Annotated in this window: 26 protein-coding genes and 1 tRNA gene; 11 read left to right on the top strand and 16 right to left on the bottom strand. The window is 40.9% G+C overall.

Translation table 11 applies throughout. From position 1 onward, the window contains the following. Positions 1-3: 3 nt before the first annotated feature. The 3 genes from LDK34_RS07930 to LDK34_RS07920 all read right to left on the bottom strand — a co-directional run bounded on the left by LDK34_RS07930 (position 4) and on the right by LDK34_RS07920 (position 2,955). Positions 4-771 (bottom strand): DUF4422 domain-containing protein, encoded by a 768-nt coding sequence (locus tag LDK34_RS07930; RefSeq protein WP_178942217.1) that lies wholly within the window; start codon positions 769-771, stop codon positions 4-6. Between the two features lie 20 nt (positions 772-791). Beyond that, positions 792-1,436 carry a sugar transferase gene (locus tag LDK34_RS07925; protein WP_178943444.1) on the bottom strand — a complete coding sequence of 215 codons (645 nt, stop codon included), beginning with the start codon at positions 1,434-1,436 and terminating at the stop codon, positions 792-794. A 94-nt stretch (positions 1,437-1,530) separates the two neighbouring features. Further along, positions 1,531-2,955, bottom strand: a complete 1,425-nt coding sequence (locus LDK34_RS07920) for a flippase (protein ID WP_178942216.1) — start codon at positions 2,953-2,955, stop codon at positions 1,531-1,533. A gap of 186 nt (positions 2,956-3,141) precedes the next feature. On the opposite strand from LDK34_RS07920, the gene LDK34_RS07915 reads away from it, so the two are divergent. Genes LDK34_RS07915 through LDK34_RS07900 form a run of 4 tightly spaced genes read left to right on the top strand, consistent with a single transcriptional unit; the run spans position 3,142 to position 7,196 of the window. Then, positions 3,142-5,043 carry an NTP transferase domain-containing protein gene (locus LDK34_RS07915; protein ID WP_178942215.1) on the top strand — a complete coding sequence of 634 codons (1,902 nt, stop codon included), beginning with the start codon at positions 3,142-3,144 and terminating at the stop codon, positions 5,041-5,043. Continuing rightward, positions 5,036-6,028, top strand: a complete 993-nt coding sequence (locus tag LDK34_RS07910; protein ID WP_178942214.1) for a DMT family transporter — start codon at positions 5,036-5,038, stop codon at positions 6,026-6,028. The genes LDK34_RS07915 and LDK34_RS07910 overlap by 8 nt, the downstream gene beginning before the upstream one ends. Continuing rightward, positions 6,028-6,741 carry an NTP transferase domain-containing protein gene (locus tag LDK34_RS07905; RefSeq protein ID WP_178913899.1) on the top strand — a complete coding sequence of 238 codons (714 nt, stop codon included), beginning with the start codon at positions 6,028-6,030 and terminating at the stop codon, positions 6,739-6,741. Before LDK34_RS07910 ends, LDK34_RS07905 begins: the two co-directional genes overlap by 1 nt. Then, positions 6,738-7,196, top strand: coding sequence for a flavodoxin (locus LDK34_RS07900; protein WP_178942213.1), 459 nt, complete (start codon positions 6,738-6,740; stop codon positions 7,194-7,196). Before LDK34_RS07905 ends, LDK34_RS07900 begins: the two co-directional genes overlap by 4 nt. A 64-nt stretch (positions 7,197-7,260) precedes the next feature. Here LDK34_RS07900 and LDK34_RS07895 read toward each other — a convergent pair whose 3' ends face one another. Continuing rightward, positions 7,261-8,982, bottom strand: coding sequence for a CHAP domain-containing protein (locus LDK34_RS07895; RefSeq protein ID WP_236941648.1), 1,722 nt, complete (start codon positions 8,980-8,982; stop codon positions 7,261-7,263). 289 nt (positions 8,983-9,271) lie between these two features. Between LDK34_RS07895 and LDK34_RS07890 the strand changes: the two genes are divergently transcribed. Further along, on the top strand, positions 9,272-13,060 hold the full coding sequence (locus tag LDK34_RS07890; RefSeq protein ID WP_236941647.1) for a KxYKxGKxW signal peptide domain-containing protein: 3,789 nt from the start codon (positions 9,272-9,274) through the stop codon (positions 13,058-13,060). Positions 13,061-13,207: 147 nt separating this feature from the next. Next, a complete protein-coding gene (locus LDK34_RS07885) occupies positions 13,208-13,621 on the top strand; it encodes a GtrA family protein (RefSeq protein WP_161001114.1) in 414 nt (137 codons plus the stop codon). Between the two features lie 18 nt (positions 13,622-13,639). On the opposite strand, the gene LDK34_RS07880 is transcribed toward LDK34_RS07885, so the two are convergent. The 3 genes from LDK34_RS07880 to LDK34_RS07870 form a co-directional block, all read right to left on the bottom strand. Further along, a complete protein-coding gene (locus LDK34_RS07880) occupies positions 13,640-14,527 on the bottom strand; it encodes a YihY/virulence factor BrkB family protein (protein WP_178942210.1) in 888 nt (295 codons plus the stop codon). Between the two features lie 109 nt (positions 14,528-14,636). Continuing rightward, positions 14,637-15,059 carry a GtrA family protein gene (locus LDK34_RS07875; RefSeq protein WP_178913893.1) on the bottom strand — a complete coding sequence of 141 codons (423 nt, stop codon included), beginning with the start codon at positions 15,057-15,059 and terminating at the stop codon, positions 14,637-14,639. Positions 15,060-15,185: 126 nt separating this feature from the next. Then, on the bottom strand, positions 15,186-15,818 hold the full coding sequence (locus tag LDK34_RS07870) for a DNA-3-methyladenine glycosylase (protein WP_178942209.1): 633 nt from the start codon (positions 15,816-15,818) through the stop codon (positions 15,186-15,188). A gap of 151 nt (positions 15,819-15,969) precedes the next feature. Between LDK34_RS07870 and LDK34_RS07865 the strand changes: the two genes are divergently transcribed. Continuing rightward, the gene (locus tag LDK34_RS07865) at positions 15,970-16,170 is read left to right on the top strand and encodes a hypothetical protein (protein WP_161002937.1); all 201 of its coding nucleotides are present in this window, start codon (positions 15,970-15,972) and stop codon (positions 16,168-16,170) included. 75 nt (positions 16,171-16,245) lie between these two features. Here the strand turns inward: LDK34_RS07865 and LDK34_RS07860 are convergent, their stop codons facing one another. Continuing rightward, positions 16,246-16,860 carry a MarR family winged helix-turn-helix transcriptional regulator gene (locus tag LDK34_RS07860; RefSeq protein WP_236941646.1) on the bottom strand — a complete coding sequence of 205 codons (615 nt, stop codon included), beginning with the start codon at positions 16,858-16,860 and terminating at the stop codon, positions 16,246-16,248. Between the two features lie 213 nt (positions 16,861-17,073). On the opposite strand from LDK34_RS07860, the gene thiD reads away from it, so the two are divergent. Continuing rightward, complete coding sequence (thiD, locus tag LDK34_RS07855) at positions 17,074-17,880, top strand: bifunctional hydroxymethylpyrimidine kinase/phosphomethylpyrimidine kinase (RefSeq protein WP_178942207.1); 807 nt, start codon at positions 17,074-17,076, stop codon at positions 17,878-17,880. 72 nt (positions 17,881-17,952) lie between these two features. Here thiD and LDK34_RS07850 read toward each other — a convergent pair whose 3' ends face one another. The 5 genes from LDK34_RS07850 to LDK34_RS07830 form a co-directional block, all read right to left on the bottom strand. Further along, positions 17,953-18,243 carry a hypothetical protein gene (locus LDK34_RS07850; protein WP_178942206.1) on the bottom strand — a complete coding sequence of 97 codons (291 nt, stop codon included), beginning with the start codon at positions 18,241-18,243 and terminating at the stop codon, positions 17,953-17,955. 30 nt (positions 18,244-18,273) lie between these two features. Beyond that, positions 18,274-18,346: transfer RNA gene (locus LDK34_RS07845), tRNA-Arg, on the bottom strand. A gap of 46 nt (positions 18,347-18,392) precedes the next feature. Continuing rightward, entirely contained in the window at positions 18,393-18,776 is a 384-nt protein-coding gene (locus LDK34_RS07840; RefSeq protein ID WP_178942205.1) for a tautomerase family protein, read from the bottom strand. A 4-nt stretch (positions 18,777-18,780) separates the two neighbouring features. Beyond that, positions 18,781-20,169: a DEAD/DEAH box helicase gene (locus tag LDK34_RS07835; RefSeq protein WP_178942204.1), complete on the bottom strand. Its 1,389-nt coding sequence runs from the start codon at positions 20,167-20,169 to the stop codon at positions 18,781-18,783. A gap of 15 nt (positions 20,170-20,184) precedes the next feature. Beyond that, complete coding sequence (locus LDK34_RS07830) at positions 20,185-21,183, bottom strand: Gfo/Idh/MocA family protein (protein WP_236941645.1); 999 nt, start codon at positions 21,181-21,183, stop codon at positions 20,185-20,187. A 246-nt stretch (positions 21,184-21,429) separates the two neighbouring features. Here LDK34_RS07830 and LDK34_RS07825 point away from each other — a divergent pair, with 246 nt between their 5' ends. Then, complete coding sequence (locus LDK34_RS07825) at positions 21,430-21,834, top strand: DUF4828 domain-containing protein (RefSeq protein WP_236941644.1); 405 nt, start codon at positions 21,430-21,432, stop codon at positions 21,832-21,834. Positions 21,835-21,904: 70 nt separating this feature from the next. On the opposite strand, the gene LDK34_RS07820 is transcribed toward LDK34_RS07825, so the two are convergent. Together LDK34_RS07820 and LDK34_RS07815 are read right to left on the bottom strand one after the other, a co-directional pair. Then, entirely contained in the window at positions 21,905-23,629 is a 1,725-nt protein-coding gene (locus LDK34_RS07820; protein ID WP_236941643.1) for a CotH kinase family protein, read from the bottom strand. A gap of 141 nt (positions 23,630-23,770) precedes the next feature. Continuing rightward, positions 23,771-24,142: an ArpU family phage packaging/lysis transcriptional regulator gene (locus LDK34_RS07815; protein WP_236941642.1), complete on the bottom strand. Its 372-nt coding sequence runs from the start codon at positions 24,140-24,142 to the stop codon at positions 23,771-23,773. A gap of 155 nt (positions 24,143-24,297) precedes the next feature. Between LDK34_RS07815 and LDK34_RS07810 the strand changes: the two genes are divergently transcribed. Both LDK34_RS07810 and LDK34_RS07805 read left to right on the top strand, forming a co-directional pair. Next, complete coding sequence (locus LDK34_RS07810; protein WP_236941641.1) at positions 24,298-24,636, top strand: helix-turn-helix domain-containing protein; 339 nt, start codon at positions 24,298-24,300, stop codon at positions 24,634-24,636. Continuing rightward, entirely contained in the window at positions 24,620-25,048 is a 429-nt protein-coding gene (locus LDK34_RS07805; protein WP_178942198.1) for a M48 family metalloprotease, read from the top strand. Before LDK34_RS07810 ends, LDK34_RS07805 begins: the two co-directional genes overlap by 17 nt. 121 nt (positions 25,049-25,169) lie before the next feature. Here the strand turns inward: LDK34_RS07805 and LDK34_RS07800 are convergent, their stop codons facing one another. Then, positions 25,170-25,604 (bottom strand): hypothetical protein, encoded by a 435-nt coding sequence (locus LDK34_RS07800; RefSeq protein ID WP_161001097.1) that lies wholly within the window; start codon positions 25,602-25,604, stop codon positions 25,170-25,172. Positions 25,605-25,612: the final 8 nt, after the last annotated feature.

The following is a 25,612-nucleotide window of genomic DNA, read 5'->3' as shown; positions in this document are numbered from 1 at the left end:
TACCTATTCTCTAACTTGAGGGTTGATTTTTCTTGCAATAAAGGCGGTTCCCTTCTTCAGCCAATGCTCGCTTTCCATATGAACATAATTCACTTCAGCAACTTGCGGTTTCAAAGTATCCAACCAGACGTCAAGCAGCAGCTCACTGATAAAGCCATATATCCGCCCCTCATATGTATCATAATCGGTAACGTCCACACGTTTTTCAAGTTTTCCTAAAATATCAAATAGCCAAGTGCAGTACAAATCCAGCCATTTGGATTTCATTACAAACATATTAAACATATGTGCACTGGATCTTTTCATAACCTTGTCAAACGCTTGCAAATACTTTGGATAATCAGACTCAATAATATCTCGTGTTAAGTCCAACGGCTCTTTATGATGGGCATGGATATAATGAGAATAATTGGATTCAATAATATAATTGCGTTTTTTTGGCAAAATGACATCAACCTGTTCAAACAGTTGATCAACTTGCTTTTGATTCAGAATTGCCGTCAACGATTTAGAACGTTTTAAACTTAAATACCGCCGATAGTGTACCAATCCAATGGCATCAGCATCGACATTTTTCCAAGCCCAATACAGAGCAGTTAGCTCATTATAGCTAGAGTTTTTAAGTGAAATGTTATCGCCAGTATTATCACCTTGAAAAGTATGGTTAACATCTGGATGAAGTGATTTGCCAACAAATACTGGTAAGTAAAGTTCCGTATTTTCAGGCATTTCGTAATTTTTATGTGTTGCGACAATGATTTTAGTTTTCAATCTTAGTTGCCATCCTTAATCTAGTATGCGCCATCAGATTTGGCTATATGAAAAATGTTGCGGAAAAATATCTCTGTATCAAACCATAACGACGCATGATCGACATAATACAATTCAATTTCACAACGTTCAGGGTACCCAATATTGCTTCGGCCACTCGCCTGCCACAATCCCATTGCACCTGGCGTAACCGATAATAGCTTGTCTACCTGATCACCATACTCAGCCAGCTCTTCACGAACAACAGGTCGAGGCCCAATCAGAGACATTTCCCCCCGCAGTACATTAACGAATTGTGGCAATTCGTCCACAGACGATTTTCTTAACCATTTCCCAAAACTTGTGATCCGTGGGTCCATTTCGGGCGGCAATTTATAATTGTTATCCAAATACTTTTGATACAAATCTTTATCTTGTCGCAGCTTATCGTCAGCATTAACAATCATTGAACGAAATTTAAAAATGTAAAAATCTTTGTTGCCTTTTCCAACTCGTCGTTGTTTAAAGATCACAGGTCCACGATTGGAAGGACTGATTTTATACATTAACCACACAACAAGAAATACCGGGCTAAGCACTATCAAAGCGAGCGCCGATAACAAAATATCCAATAGCCTTTTAGTAAATCGATAAGTTCTCGATTTGACTGTTTTCTTTGTATTGATTGAAAAAATCCCCTTTTGCTAAGATCAACATCTTATGACTAAGTTAGATTATCATTTATTGACGAAGGTGACAATGTCAGCATAACATTTTGAATCAATGAAACCGTGCACGAACCAAGCGTCTTACCTCATCGACAATATGTGCCCTAGTTAACATGACACCTACCGTATAAACTATTATGCCAATAAACACTTCCACTCCAAGATGAATAAACGTCATGGATATTCTGCTACTGATGAAATTAACAATAACGAACATTACCAACCCACTGACGAAATACTTCCACTGGCCCGTAAACATTTTTCTGATTTGTAGGGAATCCCTTACCGCAAAAACTTGATAGGCAGTAACTAACGCCTCGGAAATGACTGTTGCAATGGCAGCGCCACTCGCACCAACCGCTAAAATTAAAGGTACGTTAACAATAATGTTCGCAACCGCACCAATAGTGACAGAAATCGTATAATCTCGAATCCTCTTGACTGGCATTAAATACTGCCTGCCGACTACCGTACTCCATGCTATTAATACGATAATTGGCGTTTCAAAAAAGATTAATTCTCCAACTTCATTATATTTATGACCGAAAAACCACGGCGCAAATTTCATACTTAATGCTGCTAAGCCAAACATCAACGGAACAGAAATTGCGGAAACAAAATTCATGCTTCTATATAGGCTGTTATTAACACCTCGCATGTCCCCTTGAGAAAACTTATTAGCTATATGCGGAAGCATAACAGTTCCAGTAGCTGTGACAATTGACAGAATCGTCTTTACCAGAGAATCAGAGAAGTTAAAATATCCTGCTGAAACAGTGGAGTCAAACTGCTTTAACATTGTTCTATTTACTACCGCATAGACCTGTATGGCAATATTAGGAATAAACAAGACAAATGCCGGATACAGATGCTTAATAATCCCGTTGACTGATACAGAAACGCGTTCAACTGATCCGCGCAAATATGGCCATAAGGACAGTCCTCCGAGCAATTGTGCTCCGCCTTGAATCAAAATATATTTCCACAAATCGGCTGGTGTTTTGACAACGACAAAAATCAAAATAACCGAAACGGCCTTTACCAAAGTATTTCGTAAAACAGTTTTTTTAAAATCCTCCAAGCCCATGAAATACCATGAGATGTCAATTCCTTGAGCAATGAGCCAAACAATTTGTAAAAGTTGGAAGGTAAAATACTGATGATCAAAATGTAGAAAAATAAAAAAAGCTAGCACAGAAATCGTTGTTGTACAGAGCTGCAATATTTCAATTTCCCAAAAAATCCGTGATCGTTCTTTTTTATCATCTCTGTGATAAGCGATCTCCCGATTACCATATAATGTAATACCCAAGTCACCGATTAATACAAAATACTGAATGATTGACCACGTATATGTATAAATCCCGTTTCCTTTCGGAAGCAATACCCTCGAAATGTACGGCTGCGTCAACAAGGGAATCAACGTAATCAGCAATTGATATGATGCATTATAAAACAAATTACGAATTGTTTTCATTACGACCCCTTTTTGCCATTTTTACTAAGTCAAATCGACCATTAATGTAAAGCATACCAGAAAAAAGACTCCAATTAACTGATTTATTTAATACCAGAAGCTGTTTTAATGGATGTTTAATTAACATCTCAATTGATTTATGTTACGCTTCAGGTGTTCTTTTTTGTGAACACCTGGAGGAAAGTTATGAATGATACGTTAAAAATACTGTTATTAATACAATCAGCGCAAAATGCGCAATCTTTTTCACAGCGTCGTCTTGCTGAAGTCTCGGAGTTCTCGCTAACCAAGGTTCAATCGATACTATCAAAATTAGAGTCGCTTGACAATGTTAAAAATTTGGGGTCTCGCCAAAAACCACAGTATCGTCTGACAAGCGCTGGAAAACAATCTATTCTTGACAGTCTATCCAAGCATACGCGAATACAATTACCTATGTCGCTACGGAAGAGTACTTTCACCACGGCTGTCATTTTGGCTGCTGGTCATTCAACCGCTTCAGATCAGCCTGTTGCTCTATCAAAAATTGACGAAAATACAATACTCTTACTGCGTAACATTCAAAAACTCGTAGATCGTGGAATTAAACATATCGTTATCGTTTGTGGGTACCAAAGTGAATTGATAGAAACAGCGCTTCAAGATACACCAGACGTCACCCTAGTTAAAGTTAAAGACTATGAACATGCGGGGACGATGTCTTCACTCTCACAAGCAGGCACACAAATTAACGATTCATTTTTGCTACTTGAAGGCGACCTCTTGTTCGACGATGCGATGCTAGATGTTTTGCTACAAGATACAACAGAAAATACAATTCTTGTATCCCCTCTTAGTGGATCACATGACGAAGCCTTTGTTGATTTTAATAGTCAAAATCAACTCATTCAAATTTCAAAAGATATTCGTCAAATGAACCGTTTATCCGCTGAAATGATCGGAATTAGCAAGGTATCCTTTGCCTTTTATCAACTGATGTTGTCCGCCTATATGAGAAATAAAAACCCTTGGCTTAATTATGAATACCTGATTGCACAACTCTCAAATATTACCCCAGTAAATTGTCTAGTTACAGATGATTTACATTGGATTGATATTGATACCCCTAAAGATTTAGTGAAAGCGATTCAAGATGTATTTCCATTAATCAAAGCAAATGAATCAGATAATAAAATTGATCAGGCTAAACAGACAATCGTCAACGCTCTAAATATCCCTTCGCAAAACGTTAAAAATGTTGTATACGCTGGTGGGATGACTAATACAAACTACTCTGCTGAAATCATTCAAGGTGAAAATAAAGGTTGGCGCGAATGTTTCGTTCGCATTCCTGGAAAGGGAACCAGCAAATTGATTAATCGGATGACTGAAAAACCGAATGCAGAACAAGCAAGCAAGCTCGGCTTTAACGTACCCACTCTCTTTATGGATCCTACTTCCGGCATAAAAATTACGGAAACCATTCCTGGAGCGGTCACTTTTTCTGCACGGTCCATGAGGATACCATCAAATTATCATCAAGTTGCCCGCTTACTTTATCAGGTGCATCATTCAAAGATGAACTTCAGCAACAATTTTTCGTTTGAATCCGAATGGTCACATTACGAGTCTGCAGCAAATGACTTGTCAATTAATTATTATGACTACTACTCAGATGTTAAAGAAGAAGTCAGAAAAGCTAATCAATATTTAAAAAACACTTTAGGCGTAAAAAGCCTGCCGTGTCACAACGATTTAGTGCCGGAAAATTTCATCAAGGGTATCTCAAGTAGTCGTTCAGAAGACTCCTTGTACTTAATTGACTGGGAGTATTCCGGCAACAACGATCCAGCATGGGATTTAGCAGCGCTAATTAACGAGAGTGAGCTCTCACGGGCTGAAGAAGACGACTTCTTAGCGCATTATTCAAATGTATCTGACAATTTATTACTTAAACGAAAAGTTTTAGTTTACAAAGCCTTCCAGGACGTTTTGTGGAGCACATGGTCTCTTGTCAAAACAGCGAGTGGCGTCGATTTCAGCGAATACGGAAAGAAACGCTTTGAACGCGCAAGAAAAGAACTTAGTCAGGTGCTAGCTTATGTATGATCAACGACAATATTTTCGGCAACGGTTAAATGGATTATCCGGCGGTGCATTGTGGGGATTAGACACCGTACTGATAGGTCTTATTTTAGCCCATGGACCCTTTCAATATTTTGCTGGCACAGCGCCTTTGATTGCTACGTTTCTTCATGACAGTTTTTCTGCTATGGTTTTGCTGATTTTAAATATTATTAGCAATCCTAAAAATTATTTTTTCAATTTTTTAAGAATTTTAAAAAAGAGTCCAAGTGCACATTGGGTAATGTTTGCTGCCGTTTTTGGCGGACCGGTTGGAATGACAGGTTATGCGCTGTCTATTCATTATATAGGCCCAACATACACTGCAATTATTTCTGCTATGTACCCAGCCTTTGGCGCGCTACTTAATTTTATTGTTTTCAGACAACGGCCCAATCTCTCTACCATTGTTGGATTATCCCTAGCCATCGGCGGCACAATATTTACAGGAATGAGTGCGACTATCACCACAAATATTCGCCCCATCGGATTCATCTTCGCCGCACTATGCGTAATTGGATGGGGGTCAGAATCTGTTATCTCTGCATATGGTATGAAGAATGACCTTTCGTCAGATGACGCGTTGCAGATTCGCCAACTGATTTCTGGAATCGTCTTCGCAGTCGGCATTATTCCAATAGTTCCTTCTGGTTATCATCACGTTTTTGAAATCTTTCGCTCCCCAATTATTTTTTTACTCCTTCTTACTGCTATTGCTGGTAGTTTTTCATATAAATTCTACTATGGCTCTATTAATGTATTGGGAGCCGTCCAAGCAATGGGACTTAACATTAGCTACTCAGCTTGGGCTATTGTTATTGGTATAGTGGCAGGAAACAAAGCCTCCTTGACTTCACTGTTATTAGCATCAATAATCATTTTAGGTTCCGTATTAACTGCGGATTCCAAACAACTTATTCTTCGTAAAATTCCTATTGTTGCGAGAATGATTCCTAAGGAGCACAAATAATGAACGCAATTATCATGGCGGCTGGACTAGGAAGCCGCTTTAAAGAGATGACCAAGAATCGTCCAAAATCCTTGCTTGAAATCAATGGAACACCAAACCTAGTTAGAACATTAAGGATGCTTCATGATGCAAATATCAACGATATTTACATCGTAGTCGGTTATCTGCATGAACAGTTTGAAATTCTTCAAAATCAGTATCCAGACTTAAAAGAACTCAATCTTCATTTTCTTTATAATGATCACTTCAGCGATTATAATAACGTCTATTCTTTTGCATGTGCTTCAAAGTACTTCGGCGACTCTTTTGTTATTGATGCCGATACGGTCCTTCGTGACAACGTTTTTCTCTATCATCCCCAAAAGAGCACATACTATACCATTCTCCGAACAATTCATGGTGTGGAATGGTGCCCACTAACAGATAGTAATGGAGAGGTCGTTAAAATGTCTGTTACAGATGATCACGTTCCGTCTATGTCTGGTATTTCATACTGGGACAAAGTAACCGCTCAAACGATTCTTAAAGCGTTACCTAAATTTTCGCAAACGTCACAACTTCTCGAGAAAAAAGGTTATTGGGATGATATACCAGTCGCATTACTAAACCAGATTTCCGTTACAACCCATCAGGTCAAAGATACTTCAATGTATGAAATGGACACTCAGGAAAACTATCGTACTATTCAAAAATTATTGAAGGAGCAAGTTTGATGAAAGCACGCGTTGTTTACGCAACAATCACTGGAAATAACGAGGATGTTGCCGACATTATTGTAGAAGCTTTGGAAGATTTAAACGTTGTCGTGACCGAGGAGGAAATCTCGCAGGCAAATGTTCAAGATTTAAATGACACAGACATTGTCGTGATTGTTCCGTATACTTATGACGAAGGGGCACTTCCTGAGGAAGGTATTGATTACTATGATGACCTCGCGGACATTACGTTAAATGGTAAAGTGTTTGGAGTTGCGGGGTCCGGTGATGTCTTTTATGGCGATGATTATGGTGTGGCCGTTGACCGCTTTGATTCTCGGTTAGCTGACAGCGGAGCCACCCGAGGTGCACAAAAAATCAAAATAAACCTTTCCCCTGACGCTGACGATATTAAACAGCTTGATGAATTTGCTAACGAACTTGTATCTGCTGCGCAACAGTCAACTAAATAAATTCCAAAAAAGATCCTCAGTTCACGGGCTTAACCGTCACTGAGGATCTTCTTAATTTCTGATTTTAAAATGTAAGATAACCATTAAAGCTGCCATCACCAATTTGAACCCAACGCGTGTGATAAGCTAAACCGTTGTAATTTGCTTCTGAAACAAATACCCAAGAACCGGAAACAGCTTCCACATATGCAACGTGACCATAATAACCGGCTGTTGACCAAGCAATCATACCAACTGCTGGATTATTATAGGTTACATCTGCGGCAGAATATACCCAGTCCGCAGCGTTGCCTTTACCATATGGGTTAACACCTTCAGCGGCCAGTTTCTTAGCAGCATACGCTGTACACTGTCCAGCATAATAGCCGTAATCGTTGCCCCAGTCTACATAGTTATCCTGCAATTGACCTGCACCGTTGAAATAATAAAGTTTATTGCCAATTCTTTGTCTACCGGTATTGAGATATCCACTATTACCGAGATAGTACCAGTTATAACCATCACCATACCAGCCAGTATTCATACCGCCCCAGCCGTTAAAATGGAACCAAGATCCGTTGAGCCACTGCCAACCAGTATCCATACCCCAACTAGTTAGATAGTACCAGTTACCATCAACGACCTGCCAGCCAGTTTGCAACGCACCGTTGCCACCCATGTGATACCAGCTACCATTCATCTGTTCCCAACCGGTTTGCATGCGACCGCTGTTAGCCATTAAGTACCATTGACCATCAATACTCTGCCAATTGTACAAAGTTTCACCATTAGTACGATCATTCATGTACCAACTGTTACCATCCCAAAGCCAACCACGGTGCATACCACCCCAGTTTTCGAGATAGTACCAATTATTGTTACTCCATTGCCAACCTTTGCTCATACCACCCCAATTACTGAAATAGTACCAATTATTGTCAATGTTTTGCCAATTACCGGCCATACCACCCCAGTTTTCAAGATAGTACCAGTTCCCATCCTGTTGATACCAACCGGTTTGCATTTGACCTGAGTTGTCAAAATGGTACCAGGCACCATTAATGGCCTGCCAACCCGTAACTGCATTACCATTTTGATAATAGCTCCAAGTATTACCTTGCTTCCAGCCATCACTGGCAGCGACAGAAGCAGCCACTTTTACTGTCTGCTCAGCACTGCCGCTTGCTTCCGAGTTAGAAGTGCTTGTTGTGTTATTTTGTTCGTCAGTTGTACTTGCAGAAGACTTTACTGACTCGGAATTGGCTGACGTTTCACTTTGCACCGAAGTTAGATTCTGTGACGAAACACTTTTAGAGTTCTCTAGGTTAGCACTTGTAGCACTTGTAGCACTTGTAGGCTGCTCTGAACTAGCTTCCGTTACAGAAGCGTTGTGGGAGCTCTCAGATCCAGCCGAATAAATACTTGAAGCAGCATTTTGACTGCTAGTACTATTTTGCTTTTCTTCAGAAACCGTAGAACCCTTTGCAATTGCGCTCTCAGGCACAACAGAACTACTTTCACCAGACTGGCTAGCAGCGTCATCTAACGAACTCGACTGTGTGTTATCAGAATTCTGCGAGGCTTGATTCAAAATAGACCCAGTTTTTAGAGAAACCGAGTTAGAACTCCCGTTATTTTGGGTCAGAGTTGATACACTTGCGTTGCTAACTCCACTCTGTACATCATCATTTGCATAAACAGTTTTGCTATTCATAACAGATAATGTAAGCAACGTTGAAACGGTCACCAAGCTCATTGTCGCAATGTTTTTCAGACGACTGTTATTAGTCTCTCTCTTTATCTTCAAAAATTTTATCCCCGCAATTCATTAAGAATGTTGTACGCAGAATACAACATTTTTTAAACATTTCAAAATTGTTCCATAATAGGCGAAACAGCTGTCAACGTTTAAACATCAACGTTCTAAAGCCTTTATGACTTGGCTTAACGTTTGTTTTACAGGTTTGTGACAGCACATTGCAAAAAAGGCAACACTTGTAATTTTGTTCTCAATATGAAACATAGTGTTAAATTCATTTGAAGGTCTTTCCTGTTATACTTAGAGACGATATGAACAAGCAAAGGGGTTAAATATTTTGAATCGATATAAAATGTATAAGTCTGGCAAGCTTTGGTTAGTTGCCGCAACAGCATTAGCGCTAACAATTTCTATGGGGGCTGTTGCATCAGCTGATGATGCGACTGTAACTAATAACTCATCTTCATTGAATATAAGTAAAACTATTTCGTCGTCTTCTGGTGAAGGTGATGCAAACAAACAGGCTCAATTAGACACAAGTGTGTCACAAGAAAAGACGTCAATAAGTGCATCCAGTTCAAGTGATGTTACTAAGTCAACTGAAGCTTTTACTGCACCAGTGTCTTCAATGGAATCTTCACAGAATAGCACATCGGCACAATTAGATAGTCAAACAAGTACACAAGATTCAGTACCGTCGGCTGAATCAATTTCCTCTGCCGCAAAGAAAGCAAAGACTTCTTCACCTAAGCAACAGACAAATGCTGATTCTTCCTCCGTCGTAAGTAATAAGGATGCCAGCGTAGAACAGAACTTTGCTAATTCACAGCAACCTAATGTTGCATCTATTTCTACTGATCAAAAGTCACTTGTTTCTTCATCAGTCAATAGAAAGTCCGAATCGAATTCAATTACTTCCGACTTTTCTGAAACTGTTCAGACAACAGCGGTCGAGAATAGCGACAGTCAGGAAGTGTCTTCACAGGCTAACTCCATGCTAGTGAACAATGACATCTTACCAACCATTCGTATGCAAGCGACAGTTGCTGCTTCTGTAGCGACTGCCTCTAATTATTGGCAAAATAACAATGGTGCTTGGTCTTATCAAATTGGTGGTAACAAAGCAACTGGCTGGAACTCCATCGATGATGCTTGGTACTTTTTTAACAGCGATGGCAAAATGCAAACTGGCTGGTTAAACAATAATGCCTGGTTCTATTTGCAAAACAGTGGTCGAATGCAAACTGGTTGGGGAAACATTAACAACAACTGGTACCTATTTAACAACAGTGGTCAAATGCAAACTGGCTGGCAACGTCCCGGTAATAGTTGGTACCTGCTTAGCGCATCAGGGGCTATGACAACCGGCTGGCAACTTCAAAACAATAACTGGTATCACCTAGAAAACAATGGTCAACTTGACACTGACTGGTTCTCAACCCCATCCGGATGGTATCTTGCAAATGATAGTGGTCAAATGCAAACTGGCTGGCAAGCCAAAAATGGTAAATGGTACCATTTTGATGATTCTGGCCTAATGAAAACTGGTTGGGAACCGACTGGTAATTCTTATTATCATTTGAGCGATAGTGGTGCCTTGGACACCAGCTGGTTCAATACACCCTATGGTTGGTACTTTGCAAACGGTAGCGGTGTGATGCAAACCGGCTGGCAGGTTATTAACGGCAAATGGTATGATCTCGGCGATTCCGGCTTAATGAAAACCGGCTGGGAACCGACTGGTAATTCCTACTATCATTTAAGTGACAGTGGTGCTCTAGATACCGGCTGGTTTAATACACCGTATGGCTGGTACTTTGCAAATGGTAGTGGCGTGATGCAAACTGGCTGGCAAGTCATCAACGGTAAGTGGTACGACCTCGGAGATTCTGGGTTAATGAAAACCGGCTGGGAACAAAATGGTGATAAATATTATCATCTGAACAACAGCGGTGCGTTAGACACTAATTGGTTTGCCACTCCTTACGGCTGGTACTTTGCTGATAATAGTGGCGTTATGCAAACTGGTTGGCAAAACATCAACAGCAAATGGTATCTATTAGGTTCAGACGGCTCAATGAAGACAGACTGGCAATTTGATAATAACAACTGGTATCACTTTGATCAGTCAGGTGCTATGCAAACTTGGTGGTTTGAAGCAAATAATGCTTGGTACTTCGCCAACGGTAGCGGTGTGATGCAAAAAGGTCTACTCGATTCCAATGGTCATCAGTTTTATCTAGATGACAACTCAGGTGCCATGCACACATCTTCTTGGACTTACGTAAACAACCAGCCTTATTATTTTGATGAAAATGGCTACATGGTCAAAAACAATGTCAAAAACATTAACAATTCTCTTTATGGTTTTGATAACGATGGTCACTTATTACATGGTTGGCAAACGGTTAATAACTCACCCTATTTCTTCAACGACAACGGTGCTGCTCAGATGGGTTGGATAAATTATAACGGCAATCAATATTACATGACCAACGCAGGTGTGATGAAAAACTGGTTCCAGGAAAATGGTTCTTGGTACTACGGTAACCCTAATGATGGCGCACTTCGATATGGATGGATTAATTACAATAAAGGTGTTTTCTACACCAATTCGAATGGTGTCATGCTGACTGGGATCCAGTCGATTGACGATAAACGGTACCGGTTCAATGAAGCCGGACAAATGTGGCAAGGCTGGTATCAATTAAACGGCAACTTATATGACTGGTATTACTCCGACCCAAACAGTGGTGTAATTCAGCCATCAGGTCCCGCACATATTGACGGCTTTGACTATAACTTTGGGCAAGATGGTCTGGCTATTCGTGACATGTCCCCTTACTTCGATGAATTCATTCAACAAGTCAAAAAGAGTCAAACACAGACTTCATTCATAATGAGTTTGATTACGGATGTTCATTTTCAAACAAATTCTCGTTCTTGGGAAAATCAAAATAATGGTGACCCAGACACTAGAACACAACTGACACTTTCTAATCTTGATAATCAGACTAAACTGGCGGATGCACTTAAAGTAGCATATAAAATCAGTCTTGGAGACGCAGTAAATGGGACGGCCACTTCAAAAGCGAACCAGTTTGCTGATTTGGATGAGTTTGCTTCTAAATTTATGCAGGTTCAAAATGAAACCAAAGCCTTTATGATCCCTGGAAATCATGATTTAAATCATCAAAGTGATGATAAATATAACAACACAAATGAAGGCCTAACTGCTAATGATGAGTATGAACACATTCTTAAGCCTAGCGATCAATACGGTGTGAATGATCCAAACACAACACCAGCGCTGGACACCTTAAGAAAAAATATTGAAACAGAGCACGGCAGTCGTATTTACTACGACCAGTCAAGGAAAGTTGTTTCCCTCTTCATTAACGATTTTGACGACACTAGGGCTTTAAAAGATGGTAAATTGGCTGTTGATATACAAAGTTATGGTGGCGTATCGGCTGCTCAAATTAATTGGATAGTTCAAGAACTTCAGCATGTTCCAGATGATTATCATGTCATGTTTTTTATGCACAGTTCGTTGCCGGGTGTCTTTAATGGCGAAGTAAATACGGCCCCATCTAACGATGATATGTGGGGAATCTACAATGGTACTCTTCTAAGAAGTGTTATTGAAGCATTCCAAAATGGAACACTTCAAAAACAAAAAGATGGCACTACTAAAGACGTTCCGTTACATCTTGACAGTAAACAAGACACAGCATTAAACTTTTCGCTCTCAAATCCTAATGTAACGAATTCCTACCCGTATACGGACCCGGCCTTTTATACGGTTAACCCAACCGACGTCAGCTTTTCTGGCGCGACGGGTCGTGTTGTTGCAGTTATGAACGGTCATTGGCACAAAGATAACGAAAGTACACAAAATAACGTACTGTACGTTGAGACCAATTCAGCCCTTCGTGATACCAGTAATGGTTATGGTGATCGTCCCGTCGATTCACTGCAAGAAGGTGCACAAGACTTCATCACGGTTGATATCCCTAATCACAAGATTACTTTTTCACGATTCGGTGAAGGCGATGGTAAAACACGCTTCATGACTCGCGCATACAACTTTGGTATTGGTGCAACAAACAATCCAAGCAATTAATTAACTGAATTCGCTTGTTTTATGGTGGTGTGAACATGGTGCGACATTGTTCACACCACTTTTCTTACTCAAACTATTTGGTTATAATATAGTAATCAAGCTGCAGGTTGAAACAAAACATCGTTTAAGAATTGGAAGGATACGCACATGTTCATAAAAACGTGGTGTCAAAAACACCAATCCATAATTGAATATGTCGTTTGGGGAACGTGCGCTTTCCTTATAAACCTGTCAGTCTTTACGATTTTAGATGTCTGGACGCCAATGAACTATCAAGTTGCTAACGCAATTGGCTGGTTCTTAGCAACAACCTTTGCATTTTGTACAAACAAGCTATGGGTGTTCGCAACCCATGCCTCAACACTCAAAGATCTTATGAAGGAAATGTGGTCATTTTATTTCTTTCGAGTTGTAACACTTTTGATGGACATTATCATTCTTTTCATCGGTATTAGTTTGCTAAAAGGTAATGACGTATTAGTTAAGCTCGTCGATCAATGTATAACGAATATTGCAAACTACGCATTTTCACGTTGGTATATTTTTAAAACTGTAAATTAAAAACAAGCGTTCCGTTGATTACTCATCATCGGAACGCTTGTTGTTTTTACGCCAAATTTTAGTTATCCAGTGCAGCGACTGACGGCTTTCAATAATCTTGCCACTAAAGAACTCTTGAATTGAAGCATTTAGGACTGATCCTGTTAATATAACGATGCCCGAAAAGTCTAACCACATCATAATGACAATAACAGAACCCACTGTCTTATACGTAGTGACTGACTTTGCAAAGTAGTCCACATACAACGAGAATAACTGTGATAAAGACAACCAGGCAACTGTCGAAAGTAGTGCACCAACCCAAACGTATCGCCATTTTAATCTTGCGTTTGGCAAAAAGTAGTACAGAAGTAACAATAGAACAAAAAGTAGGCTTAACGTAACTGGCCATTTCAATGAACTAACTACACTCGTAATATTGTGACTTAAATGTAGTAACGGTGTTAACTGCTTAACAACAACCTGTCCTAGAGTGAAGAACAGAATAATTATCGCCATGATTACGATAACTAAGATCATCCACATAAAGGAAAACAATCTGTTAGCAATCGCATTCTGGTTTTCACCGACGCCGTAGGCCTGATTGACCGTTCGCTGAAAAGCGGCCACCACCTGACTCGTAGACCACAAAGCAACAACCGCCCCAATTGACAGCAAACTGCCGCTTCCTCGTTGGAGAAAAGATAAAATTGCTGGTGCCAAAGTTCTATAGACATCTGCTGGGACAGCAGTCTGTAAATAATCCAAAACTGTTCGCGCATTGATACCAAAGATAGGCAATAAGTTTCCAATTACAATCACGGCAGGAAAGATTGATAATAGTGAATACCACGCCAATATTACCGCTGAGTTGCTAACTTCTGCATTGCTAAATCGGCGCATAAAAATTTTAAAGAAACGTTTCATTGTTAACCCCTGTTCACACTTTAAGTCGATTTTGCCTTATCTAATTAAACCACACTGTTCTTCAAAACAAAAAAAGCATGTCCGACGAGGGCACGCTTTAAAAACTATACTAGTCAAAATCATTTGTTTTAAAAATGTACCACTTACTAAAGAAGTAGTTCGAAACAATAACGATAACTTGATCAATAATTTTCACCAAAATATTATTGCCGTGTAGTAATGTAATCCCTACGAACAGAATGACCACTTCAAAAAGCAGTGTTAATATTCGAAAACCAAAAAAGGAAGTTATTTCCCTCATGTTTTCACGAAAACCTTTTGCATGTGATGAGAAAACCCATAGCTTATTTGTAATGTAAGCAACGAGAACTGACAGCAACCAAGCCAAAATGTTTGCCACCTGATAATTCCAATGCCACCAACTATTAGCAACTGCGAAAACAACTATGTTTACTACCGTTGTAACGCCACCAAAAAAAAGATAGGCAATCTGAGACTGATACTTTTTAAATAACTTTACTAAAGTTGCCATTTAGAGAATTCCAACTTCCTTATTTAATCAACTAATATAACAATTTACGACTTTGACAGCAACGTGTCGACCCTTCATAAGTAAAACTTAGGTATTTATTATTTTAGATGTCGTTATCGCAACCAACTAGTCATTCGTCCAACCGTGATTATCCCAATCCATTTCTTTCTTCTTCATCCCCGAGACATAAGGATTTCCTTCGACATAAAACCGAAGCTGTCGGTCGTGCCATTCCCCTTCACTGACACCAACCCGAGCAGCACTCACAATTTGCTGCGGTTGATACTGGCCACTAATGCTCAGGCTGAAGGGAGACAGACTCAGTAACATGTCATTGTACTTCAACGTGCCTATCCCCATCGCTGCTGTTAGTTTAGCCGGCCCATTTGCAATATCAACGCCTGTTCTATGACGATTTTGTTCCATCATTCTTGTACCGACAGTTGGTTCGAGCGCCCGCAGTAAAACTCCTTGTGGTGTACCCGACGGCTGACAGATAAGATTCATAAGGATTAGCCCACGCATTGTATAAAAATACAGCGTACCAGGATCTGAAAACAAGGCTGCATTAGCCTTGCTCTTTCGATGACCGAAAGCATGTGCAGCTGTATCTTGATCGCCCAAATAAGCCTCGGTCTCGACGATAACACCACCAACTACACCATCGTCCATTTTTCGCGTCAATGTGACACCCAGTAAATCCTTGGCAATTTGTTCTGTTGGCCGTCCTGAAAAGAAATCCGCTGTTAATTCTTTCATTAAATTGTTTGCTCCATTATAAAATCATTTATTCTCTAAGAAATGAAACCGTTTTTTCTTAGAATTCCGTTTTCTATTCGTTAATATGATACAACATAGGTGGGTTCAGTGTTTGTCACACTATGTCATCATTATACAAGGGGGATTTATCATGCAACGCGATGATTCACTTATTGTTTGGATTTCTGGCAGTGTTTTACCACTTATCATTTTGATTGGCCTACTGTATGGACTGATTGCTGGGCAAGTCGTCACGGGGTTGGTTGTTGGCATTATTGCCGGTCTTCTCTTGGCGGGCGTCTCATTCATTTCATTTGCAATGCTGGAGGACGTTTTTGCGCCGAAAGCATAGGATCTGCAATTATATATGTAAAAAGAGTGGTTACTGAAAAATAATATCAGTAACCACTCTTTTGCGTTTGTTAAACTAACGCCAGAAACCGTTCATCATGCCCATGTCTGAGTTATCGTGATGTTGACGATTGAACCCCTGACCACGAGGATCAAAACCATTGCGGTCATTAAATGAACGACGGCCAAAGTGGCCTGCAGGACCAGCGAATGAGCCAAATTCAGGCTCCGGTGCGTCATCCATATCTGCCAACTTATCTTTTAGCGAACCGTCAAGTTTGGCCAACAACTGTTGTAACTGTTGTGTCTCCTCATCAGTCAAACCATCGAACAAGCCTGTCAGATACTCATCCGTTGTTTGCTTGCGTTCCGCTAAACGTTTACGTCCTGTCTCAGTGAGAACGACGTGCGTAATTCGTTTGTCGTTTTCGTCAGCATGTCGTTCAATCAATCCCCCATCAGAAAGCTTACTCAGCATTTCTGATAAAGAAGATGGACGAATGTCCAGCAACTCAGCTAGTTCACTCTGTGTGACATTATCATGATCCGAGATCAGTTGTAACAATCGGCCTCGACTAAATCCATGGTGACGGCCGTGCTGTTGTCCACGAGTCGCAAACCCATACCGCTGCATCTGTTTTGTTAAATCCATAAATGTTCTAAACAATTCATCGTTTTTTTCAGTATTCATAATTTTCCTCCAAAGATTGTTAGTTAGGTACCTAACATCGGCTATTATATAGGTGCCTAAATATTTGTCAACACTTTCGATCTAATTAGGCAAACATAGACAAAAATGAAAATTTGTCCACCTCACACAAAAACTGATTAAAAAGACTGTCGCAGTTGATTTGGATTGTGCTACGCTATCACCAACACCAATTGAAAAGCGAGGTTTTATGAAATGGCAAATGAATTTCCACAAGTTGTCACCATTGCCGGTTCTGATTCCGATGGCAGTGCAGGTTTACAGGCAGACTTAAACACATTCTTCACCCGCAACGTTTACGGCATGTCCATCGTCACAGCATGTGTCGCTGGCAACTCGTATGGCATTCAGGCATCCACATCAATGCCGACCGACTTCATTAACCAACAATTTACATCCTTAGCAGATGATTTTGATTTAAAGGCCGCCAAAACAGGCATGTTGGCCGATGCCGAATTGATCAATAACGTTGTGGCCAATTACAAACGTGTCGATTTTGGACCGCTAGTCGTGGATCCCGTTATCGTCACTAAACACGGCGCAATGTTGCTAGAAACGGCTGCGTTCGAAACGTTACGCGAACAGCTAGTTCCCTTAGCAGCAGTGATTACACCAAACTTTTTTGAGGCGCAAAAGTTGGTTGATATGGTCATTGAAACAGATGAAGACATGTTAACCGCGGCTAAAAAATTGCACACGATGGGTGCTAAGAACGTCATGATCAAGGGACAACATAGTGATGCCGATCAAACAGAAGTCCGTGATCTAGTCCTTCTTGAGAATGGCGAACACTTCTGGCTCAGCGCACCTTACATTCATACAGACCGTGTTAACGGCACGGGTGACTCGTTATCTGCATGCATTACTGCCGAATTGGCTAAGGATAAATCCGTTAAGGAAGCCATTACGATTGCCAAACAATATGTTAACGTCTCGATTGCTAACCAAATTGAAGTTGGTCACAAATATGGCCCAATCAACCACTGGGCTTACATGGATTAATGTTTGAGTCCTAGCAGTCAAAAGACGAGCATCCTGAAATCTTCAATGATTTCAGAATGCTCGTCTTTTATATCATAAAAGCTTAACGAACGCGTCTTTGGCCTTTGAACTAGCCATTAATAATACAGGAAAATCCGTCTCATTCCACTCGAAGCGGGGCTCTGACCGAACAAATTCGATGATGCCAGCCTGCATCCCCTTCAGCATTAAGCTTACTAACTCTTTACTGCTGAAGTTTGGCTCGCCCATTTTTGCCACATAGGCGATGGACCGTGCTTTATCGTTCTTAAGCACCTTTTTGGCCTTACCATTGCGCTCAATTGCATCAACTAAGTAGTCCACAATCGTATCATTATCTGCCATTTTCTCATTACTCCAATAAGATAAGATAAATGTCCCCACCCAGACTCGAACTGGGAGCAGCCGCTTAGGAGGCGGCGGTTTTATCCAGTTAAACTATAGGGACAGACGAAACGATTCACCTTAATGGATGAACCGTTTTTTAGTATACACTAATTTAAAAACTGTGCGGCACCATTTCCGAATGACCAGTCAGGACTGCCATTTTCTGAGATGACCACCATTACATCGTTTGGCTCGATACCAGCACTGCTTTGAAGTTCTTTAACGAGGTCTTCATAGAATGTTCGTTTCTGCGTTTCAGTCCGGCCACCACGCATGGTGATTTGAATCATCACGAACTTGTCTGTTCTGTCGATGCCAAACCCGGTATCCTCAATTTCCATTTCTTCTGGATCATGTTGCGTCACAATTTGGTAACGATCCCTCAAAGGAACACCAAAATCTTGGACTAAGATTTTATGCTCTGAATCTAAAATGGCCTTCAATTCTGATTTACTACGGCCTCGTTGGAGGTCAACTCGTACTAATGGCATAACGTTATTTTCCTTCCTGATTCTTCAGTTGATGTTTGTGCCGCATTCCTTTGTTCTTCGAATGCTTTTTATGCGTATGTGATTTCTTCGAAGCTGCCTGTACTTTAGCCGAATCATTCTTCTTAGATGAATGATTCATAGCCTTGGCACGTTGAGGATTTGGTTTTGCCGTAGCGCTAACGGCACCGCTAGTGCTACCAGGCTTTTCACCACTACGCACTTTAGCCTTATTGCCTTGCTCAGGACGGGCTGTCTTTTTTGCAACACTACCAACAGATTCTACACGTTGTGGTCGTTCATCGACAAACGCATTATGAGCAAAGTACAGTGGCTGAAGTTGGTAATCACTTCCCCGCAACACTTGCTTTAGGCTACGAATATCATGATCATTCCCAAAGTTAATGACAAGACCACTAGCACCCATTCGCCCAGTCCGGCCAACACGGTGCGTATACGTTACCAGTGAGCCGGGCAGATCGTAATTGATGACTGCTGGCAAATTTGGAATATCCAGTCCCCTAGCTGCAACATCGGTCGTCAACAGAAACTTAACTTTGCCATTACGAAAATCACGCATCGCATCAGCACGCTGCACTTGCCGTTGCTTACCTGCTAAAGAAACCGCTGCTACATGTTCATGGCGCATTGAAGCAGCTGCCCGTTCCAATTCACCTAACTGATTGAAAAACACCAGTGCCTGAAATCCTGGAATGCGAGAAAAACGGCGTAACATCACCGCCCGTTGGTTGGCTGGTAAAGTCATCAGACCGTGCTTAACTTGTCCCTGGGTTTCATCAATATCACGCACATCAACGGTGGTCACTTCAATACCGAATTCACTGGTTAGCTGATCGAGTGCTTCTGATTTCGTTGCAGAGAAAAAACTCAGTTGAACATCGCCAGGCGCTTCACGAATAATGTCTTCCACGTCAGTCCGTGTTTCACCAGCTAACAACTCATCGGCCTCATCAATGACGATACTTGTCAGCAAGTGCGCCTTCAAACGATGATCGTCAAGTAAGTTGAGCACCCGACCAGGCGTACCAACAACGACTTCCGGATTCTTTTTCAAACGTTCAATCTGCCGTTTGACATTGGCACCACCAGTCAACGCAGCAACATTCACGCCAATAATAGCAGCCCAATCACGCATCACACGCGTTGTTTGCTGTGCCAGTTCTTGACTTGGCGCGAGGATTAGCAATTGTGTGCCATCACCAGGCAAAATCTTAGCCAATAACGGCAACGCAAAAGCAACTGTTTTACCAGAGCCGGTAGGTGCTAACCCAACAATGTTTTCACCGTTTGTGAGCGGTGCTTCAACGCCCGTTTGAATTGCAGTGGGTTGAGTATAGCCCAACTCACTAAAATGTGCTTCAAATTCTTTGTTCATCTATAATACTCGTTTCTATTTATTGTCGGCTGGAAAGACGATGCTAGCCTTGCGACGCAGGTCAAACAACACGCTGTTAACAATTTCACTCAAATGAAGCCATGTCTGATAATGACGGACATTGTCTGGATTCTTAGGATCGTTAATCACGGTCGCAAAATCTTTTGCTTCAGCGATCATCGGATTATCGTCAGGTTCTTCAGAAATCCGCTTCGTCGAACCATCAGCTGCATGGTAAATAACAGAAGTCAATTCGGCCGCATTATCCATCACAATCGTATCTTTAACGCCATAGATCTCTGATGGTAGGTACGAATTCGTATTTTTACCAATGTTCAGGGTGACGTCAAAGCCATCATAACCTAATACAGCGACTCCTTTACCATCTGCACCAGTTCGTAATGGCGTGGCGTAGTAGTGAACCCGATTAGGCTTGCCAAACCAAGTAACAGCGTCATACACAACGTAGACCCCGAGATCCTGTAGGGCACCACCACTAAATGTTGTCGTGAAGACATTTGGATCCTTGCCCGCCAGATATTCATCGTAACGTGATGAATACTTCATATAGGTCAAGGTTGCCCCACTAATAGTCTCCATGCTAGCTAACTGTTTGCGAATTGCACGGAAATTGTGTTCATGAATGTGACGTGCTGCTTCAAACACGTGAATTTCAGGATGCTTGGCTAAAGCAGCCTTCATCTGTGCAAATTCATCTGGGTTGGAAACAATCGGTTTTTCTACAATAATCTGTTTGCCCGCATCAATTGCCTTCAACGTTTGGGCAAAATGCAAACTGTTCGGTGACGCAATGTAAACAACGTCAAAATCACCATCGTTAAAAAACTTGTCTAAATCTGTGTAAACTTGACCACCGTTCTTGTCGGCAAACGTCTTACCGCTTTCTTTGTGGCGTGAGTAAACACTTGTCAGTTCATATTCTTTGCTGGCCGCAGCGGCCTCAACAAATTGCTGCGTAATCCAGTTCGTGCCAATGATTCCTAGTTTTAACATGCTATAGAACCTCCGTCGAAATGAATTTTTTAATCCGTTACCAGACGATTCAAGAAAATTTTCCATCACCTGTTAATACATCTAGTTTACCAATTTTATGACGAAGTTTCAGTAATCAAGTCAGATTGGTTGCAGGAATATTTTAATTCCGTTACGCCAATGGTTTGGATAAGGAAACAGCGTAAAATCGTGCTATATTAATACTTGTAAGTTAACTGGCAAAAGAGAGAAAGCGAGGATGCATTTGTGTCGTTAAAGCGGAATATTTTATTATTTGGCGTGTCACTGGCCGCCGGATTATCAAGCACATTTACCCGTTCAGGTAAAAAGCATACTGATAATCAATCATCATTACCAATGTTGTTTTCTGGTACCTGGAAATATTCCGACCATAACGACCATCGCATCCACAGAATTCAAATCAATCCAGATTTAACGCTGCACATCGATGGCCGTAAGGAAAATGCGACGGTTGAAAGTATTACAGCACAAGAGTTAGTCTATCTTGATGGCTTTGGCTATCATTTAAGAATTCATGCTAATGAACAACAACCTGTTTCCTTGTATGACGAGGCCGATAACGCTACCTATACATTGGTTAGCGTACATACGGCGAAACCTGCCACTACTGAAAAAACGATAGCGGAATAATAGAACTCAAAAATAGAGTCCAACTATGCATAAAGCGTAGCGGGACTCTATTTACTTTATCTAAACATAATTAATTGCCACTTACATAGTTGCCTAATGTCGGAGTGAAGTTTAACTGTGGTTGAGTCAAAATTGCGTGACCATTTCTACTAAACGCAAACTCCATATGCAAATTGACTGTCCCTTTCGGAATTTGAATACCTTCTGCCTTCAAGAACTGTGGATGTTCAAGCTGTGAGTGATCACTATCGAGGTTTACACCACCAAGTCTTTGCTGATTAGCATCTAAGAAGAGCACAGAAATAAGAATCTCATCGTCACCTGAAAGAGGGATATTACTTGAGAGCATAATTTTGCCACCAAACGAAATCACTGGCGGATTGTCTGGGTCACTGATTGGAATCGGCGTGCTTTCAATTCGATCCCACATCACTTTATTGTAGCCTGAATGCGAATATGCGGCCCCGGCACTACCACTATTCATTGAACCGGGATAAGTTGTTCGATAGAAATTGCCGACAACTGTCCAGTCTCTCAAATCGTACTTAAAATCAGAGTTCCTGATAAAGTTCGGAGTAACCTGTGTCTTGCCACCGCCAAAGTGTCGTTCAATCTGATCGTCAATCATATTCAATCGCCGATGCATGTCGTACTGCAGCTGTGACATCCCCGTCAGCTTTTCACTTGGCAAATCAGGCCATGTCTTCAAATCATTCTCATAATTTGGTTCGCCAACAGATTGCATAAACTGCTTAATGTGATTAATAACATTATCTCCACGCAATACCGTTTGACGCAGCTCACGATAACGTTTGTACACAAGGTCTTGGTTAGCCGCAAACGCCTTATATAACAGCTGATTGCCTTGGAAGTCGAATAGATTTTGATCAATCGGTTGCAATGACTTACCATCCCATTGTAATTGCCAACTCGTGTCCAAATCATATGGGACCATAGTCCAGTGCGCGCCATCGTAAGTGACGTACATCGCATTCTTAACTTCCATATCTGTGTCATCGATGACATTGGCAAAGATCCCGAAGTCAATAACCGATTCAATGTTAATATACTCATCCTGATGGGCACGGAAATCGAAAATTGAAGAATTATGGGCAAATTTCATCAGGTTTTCAAAACTAGTTTTCAATGGATCAGATAGCGCGTCAGGAAATTCCACACTGAAATCACTGTTATCAAACTTGGCGGTGTCAGCTTTAAAGGCTGTTGTGTCATTAAATTGAGCCGCTTCTACGGCCGCATGATTCTTATTGTCTTTTGACATGTTTAACAGGGTGCCGTTTTTCCCCGTGTTAAATGTATATACACCGTTAAATTTGTCATTGACCCACAAACGAATTGGGAATCCCTGAATCTCGCCAAAGTTAATCGCCTGTGCTAGTTCATCATTAACGTGCTGACGTGTCGCAGTCATATCCGCAAACAATGCGGCATTCGTAATGTTACGAGCATGCGTGATGTCCATATAATTGGCCTTTAAGTTAAAGTCGCTGTTTTCGGCCCAATCTGCTAACGGTTTAAACTTAAGCTTTGTCTTGCATGCCTCATCCTCGTATGCCTTAAACTTGTAACTCTTTTTATCCCAACGTAACGAACCATCCCCTTGCCACTTAATCTTGGCAAAGCCACTAATATCACGACCATCGTTCAATTTAAAATCAAACGACAAGTTCTTGTATACGTCGTGACTCATTCCGGTCAAATCACCGGTAAGATGTAATTCAGGTAACGTCTTTACCGACGTTGCCAACTGACTTGTATCAACTGTGTTATCCATAAGATAATCACTCCTTCATTTATTTTTTGGTACAAGTCTATTCAAACATATGTTCGCATTTTGGGAGTCCGGAGCTTTTATCATTTAAATCCCAGTTTGCTCTCGCAAAAGTCGCATGCAAGGACTCCTCCATTAGTTCAGCTAGTTCGCCAATACACCAAGCAGATAAGCGAACTCATACTCGGCTGTGCGTTTAACACGGAAGTATTGCGAACGACTATAGTATGTGTTTAGTTCTGCATAAACATCCGTTTTCTGCGATAAATAACGATAATAAATAATCCGTCGTTCCATCACCGTTAATTGATTAAACATTTGTGCATAGTGATCCCAATGGGAAGTTTCTGGCGACATTGCCGTTAAATTCACTCCCATGATCGAATACTCTTCGTTAACATTAATTCTCCGTGTTCCAGAACGTTTAATATTCTCAAGAATAAACTGCTCACTTTGTTGTTTAATTCGTTGTCGTGTCAAACTAAAATCGACATTTATTTCAATAAGTCGTTTCATTTCATCCAGCCTTTCTTACTCAATAGAATAAAATAATCGCGTTTAAATTACACAATCGGATAATTATTCAACAACATTTTAATTCAATCGGATAATTTTTACAAGATCGTTTATTTTTTAGTGTAAAATGGAAGCTAAGGAAAAGAGGATGTAACATGTCAATCTACGAACAAGTGAAAGCCCTCGCCCAGGAACGGGGACTCAGCCTCCAAACGTTGGCTATCAAGGCAGGTATGGGCATCAACAGTATTTATAGCTGGCAAAAAAAAGATCCAAGCATTTCTCGATTAACAAAAGTTGCGGAAATTCTTAATGTATCCGTTGATTCTTTAATTGGTGCTGACACGGCGGCTGCAACCAAAAAATCACAACAAGTTGATCTTAACGACGATGATGTCATCATGACCTTTGAAGGCCGCCCTATTCCACCGGAAGACCTTGCCTACATCAAACGTATTCTTGGAAGCAGTGATGATAATGCAAAATCTAATTGATCGCTTACTCGCATTTGCAAAACAACATCAAATCAACGTTATTTTATCGACCACCATGTCGCCTAATACACCGCCCGCCGCAAATCCGGCTTTGAATAAAGTCCTCATTAACTTGAACTGGCCCAATCAAAACCAGATTGCATTTCAGTTGGCACATGAGCTCGGCCATGTCTTAAATAACGACGCCGGCATTCTATACGGCTGTACGCAGGCATCACACAACAGCATTGAATTTGCGGCTAGCAAACGCGGCATTCAATTACTGATTGATTTATACTTTGCTGACATCGCTGTTAGTGATGCAAATTCTGCCCGTTTTATTCATCAGTTATGTATTCCTAGTTACCTGGTCAACTTTACTGAAACCCAAATCAGGCAACATTATGAAACGCAACTTAAACAAGTTGATTAATACAACCGTTATTGTAACTGATATCAATCGATCACTAATCTTGCTTTATTAAATTCAAAACACCACAACTCATTTTCGCTGAGTTGTGGTGTTTTTCTATCAAGCATGAACTTTATTAATTCTAATCTTGCGTCAAACCAAATTTTGCCCGTTGTTCTGGCGTTAAACGCCAAGCAAGATAGTGTTGTAACAACTTTAGATCAGCACGCAAATTTTCTGGCGTGTATTGTCGTTTGTACTGACTGCGTAAATCCGTCTCCAAAAGGTCGTACAACGAGACAAACCGCGGGCCAACTGCGACCAAACATTTCAAACGTTTCTGATCACGGGGATTTTCCGGAGTGACCCCCACTTTGATTTGAATATCAAAACTGCGGAAGGCAATAAAATCAGCACTAGCCCACCCTGCAACAACTGAGAAATCCGGCAATGCCGTTTGCGAATCGCCAAATTGACTGGTGACGGCATCAAGAATACCGGTTTGTGCCTGATCGATTGTCAAACGCGGTGCACTTTGCTTTGCATCGTCACTTTCTTTTTTACTAAAAAAAGCCATTTTATCAC

This window comes from Furfurilactobacillus milii, from assembly GCF_021654115.1.
Lineage (GTDB): Bacteria > Bacillota > Bacilli > Lactobacillales > Lactobacillaceae > Furfurilactobacillus > Furfurilactobacillus milii.
This window is presented reverse-complemented; position numbering and strand designations above follow the sequence as displayed.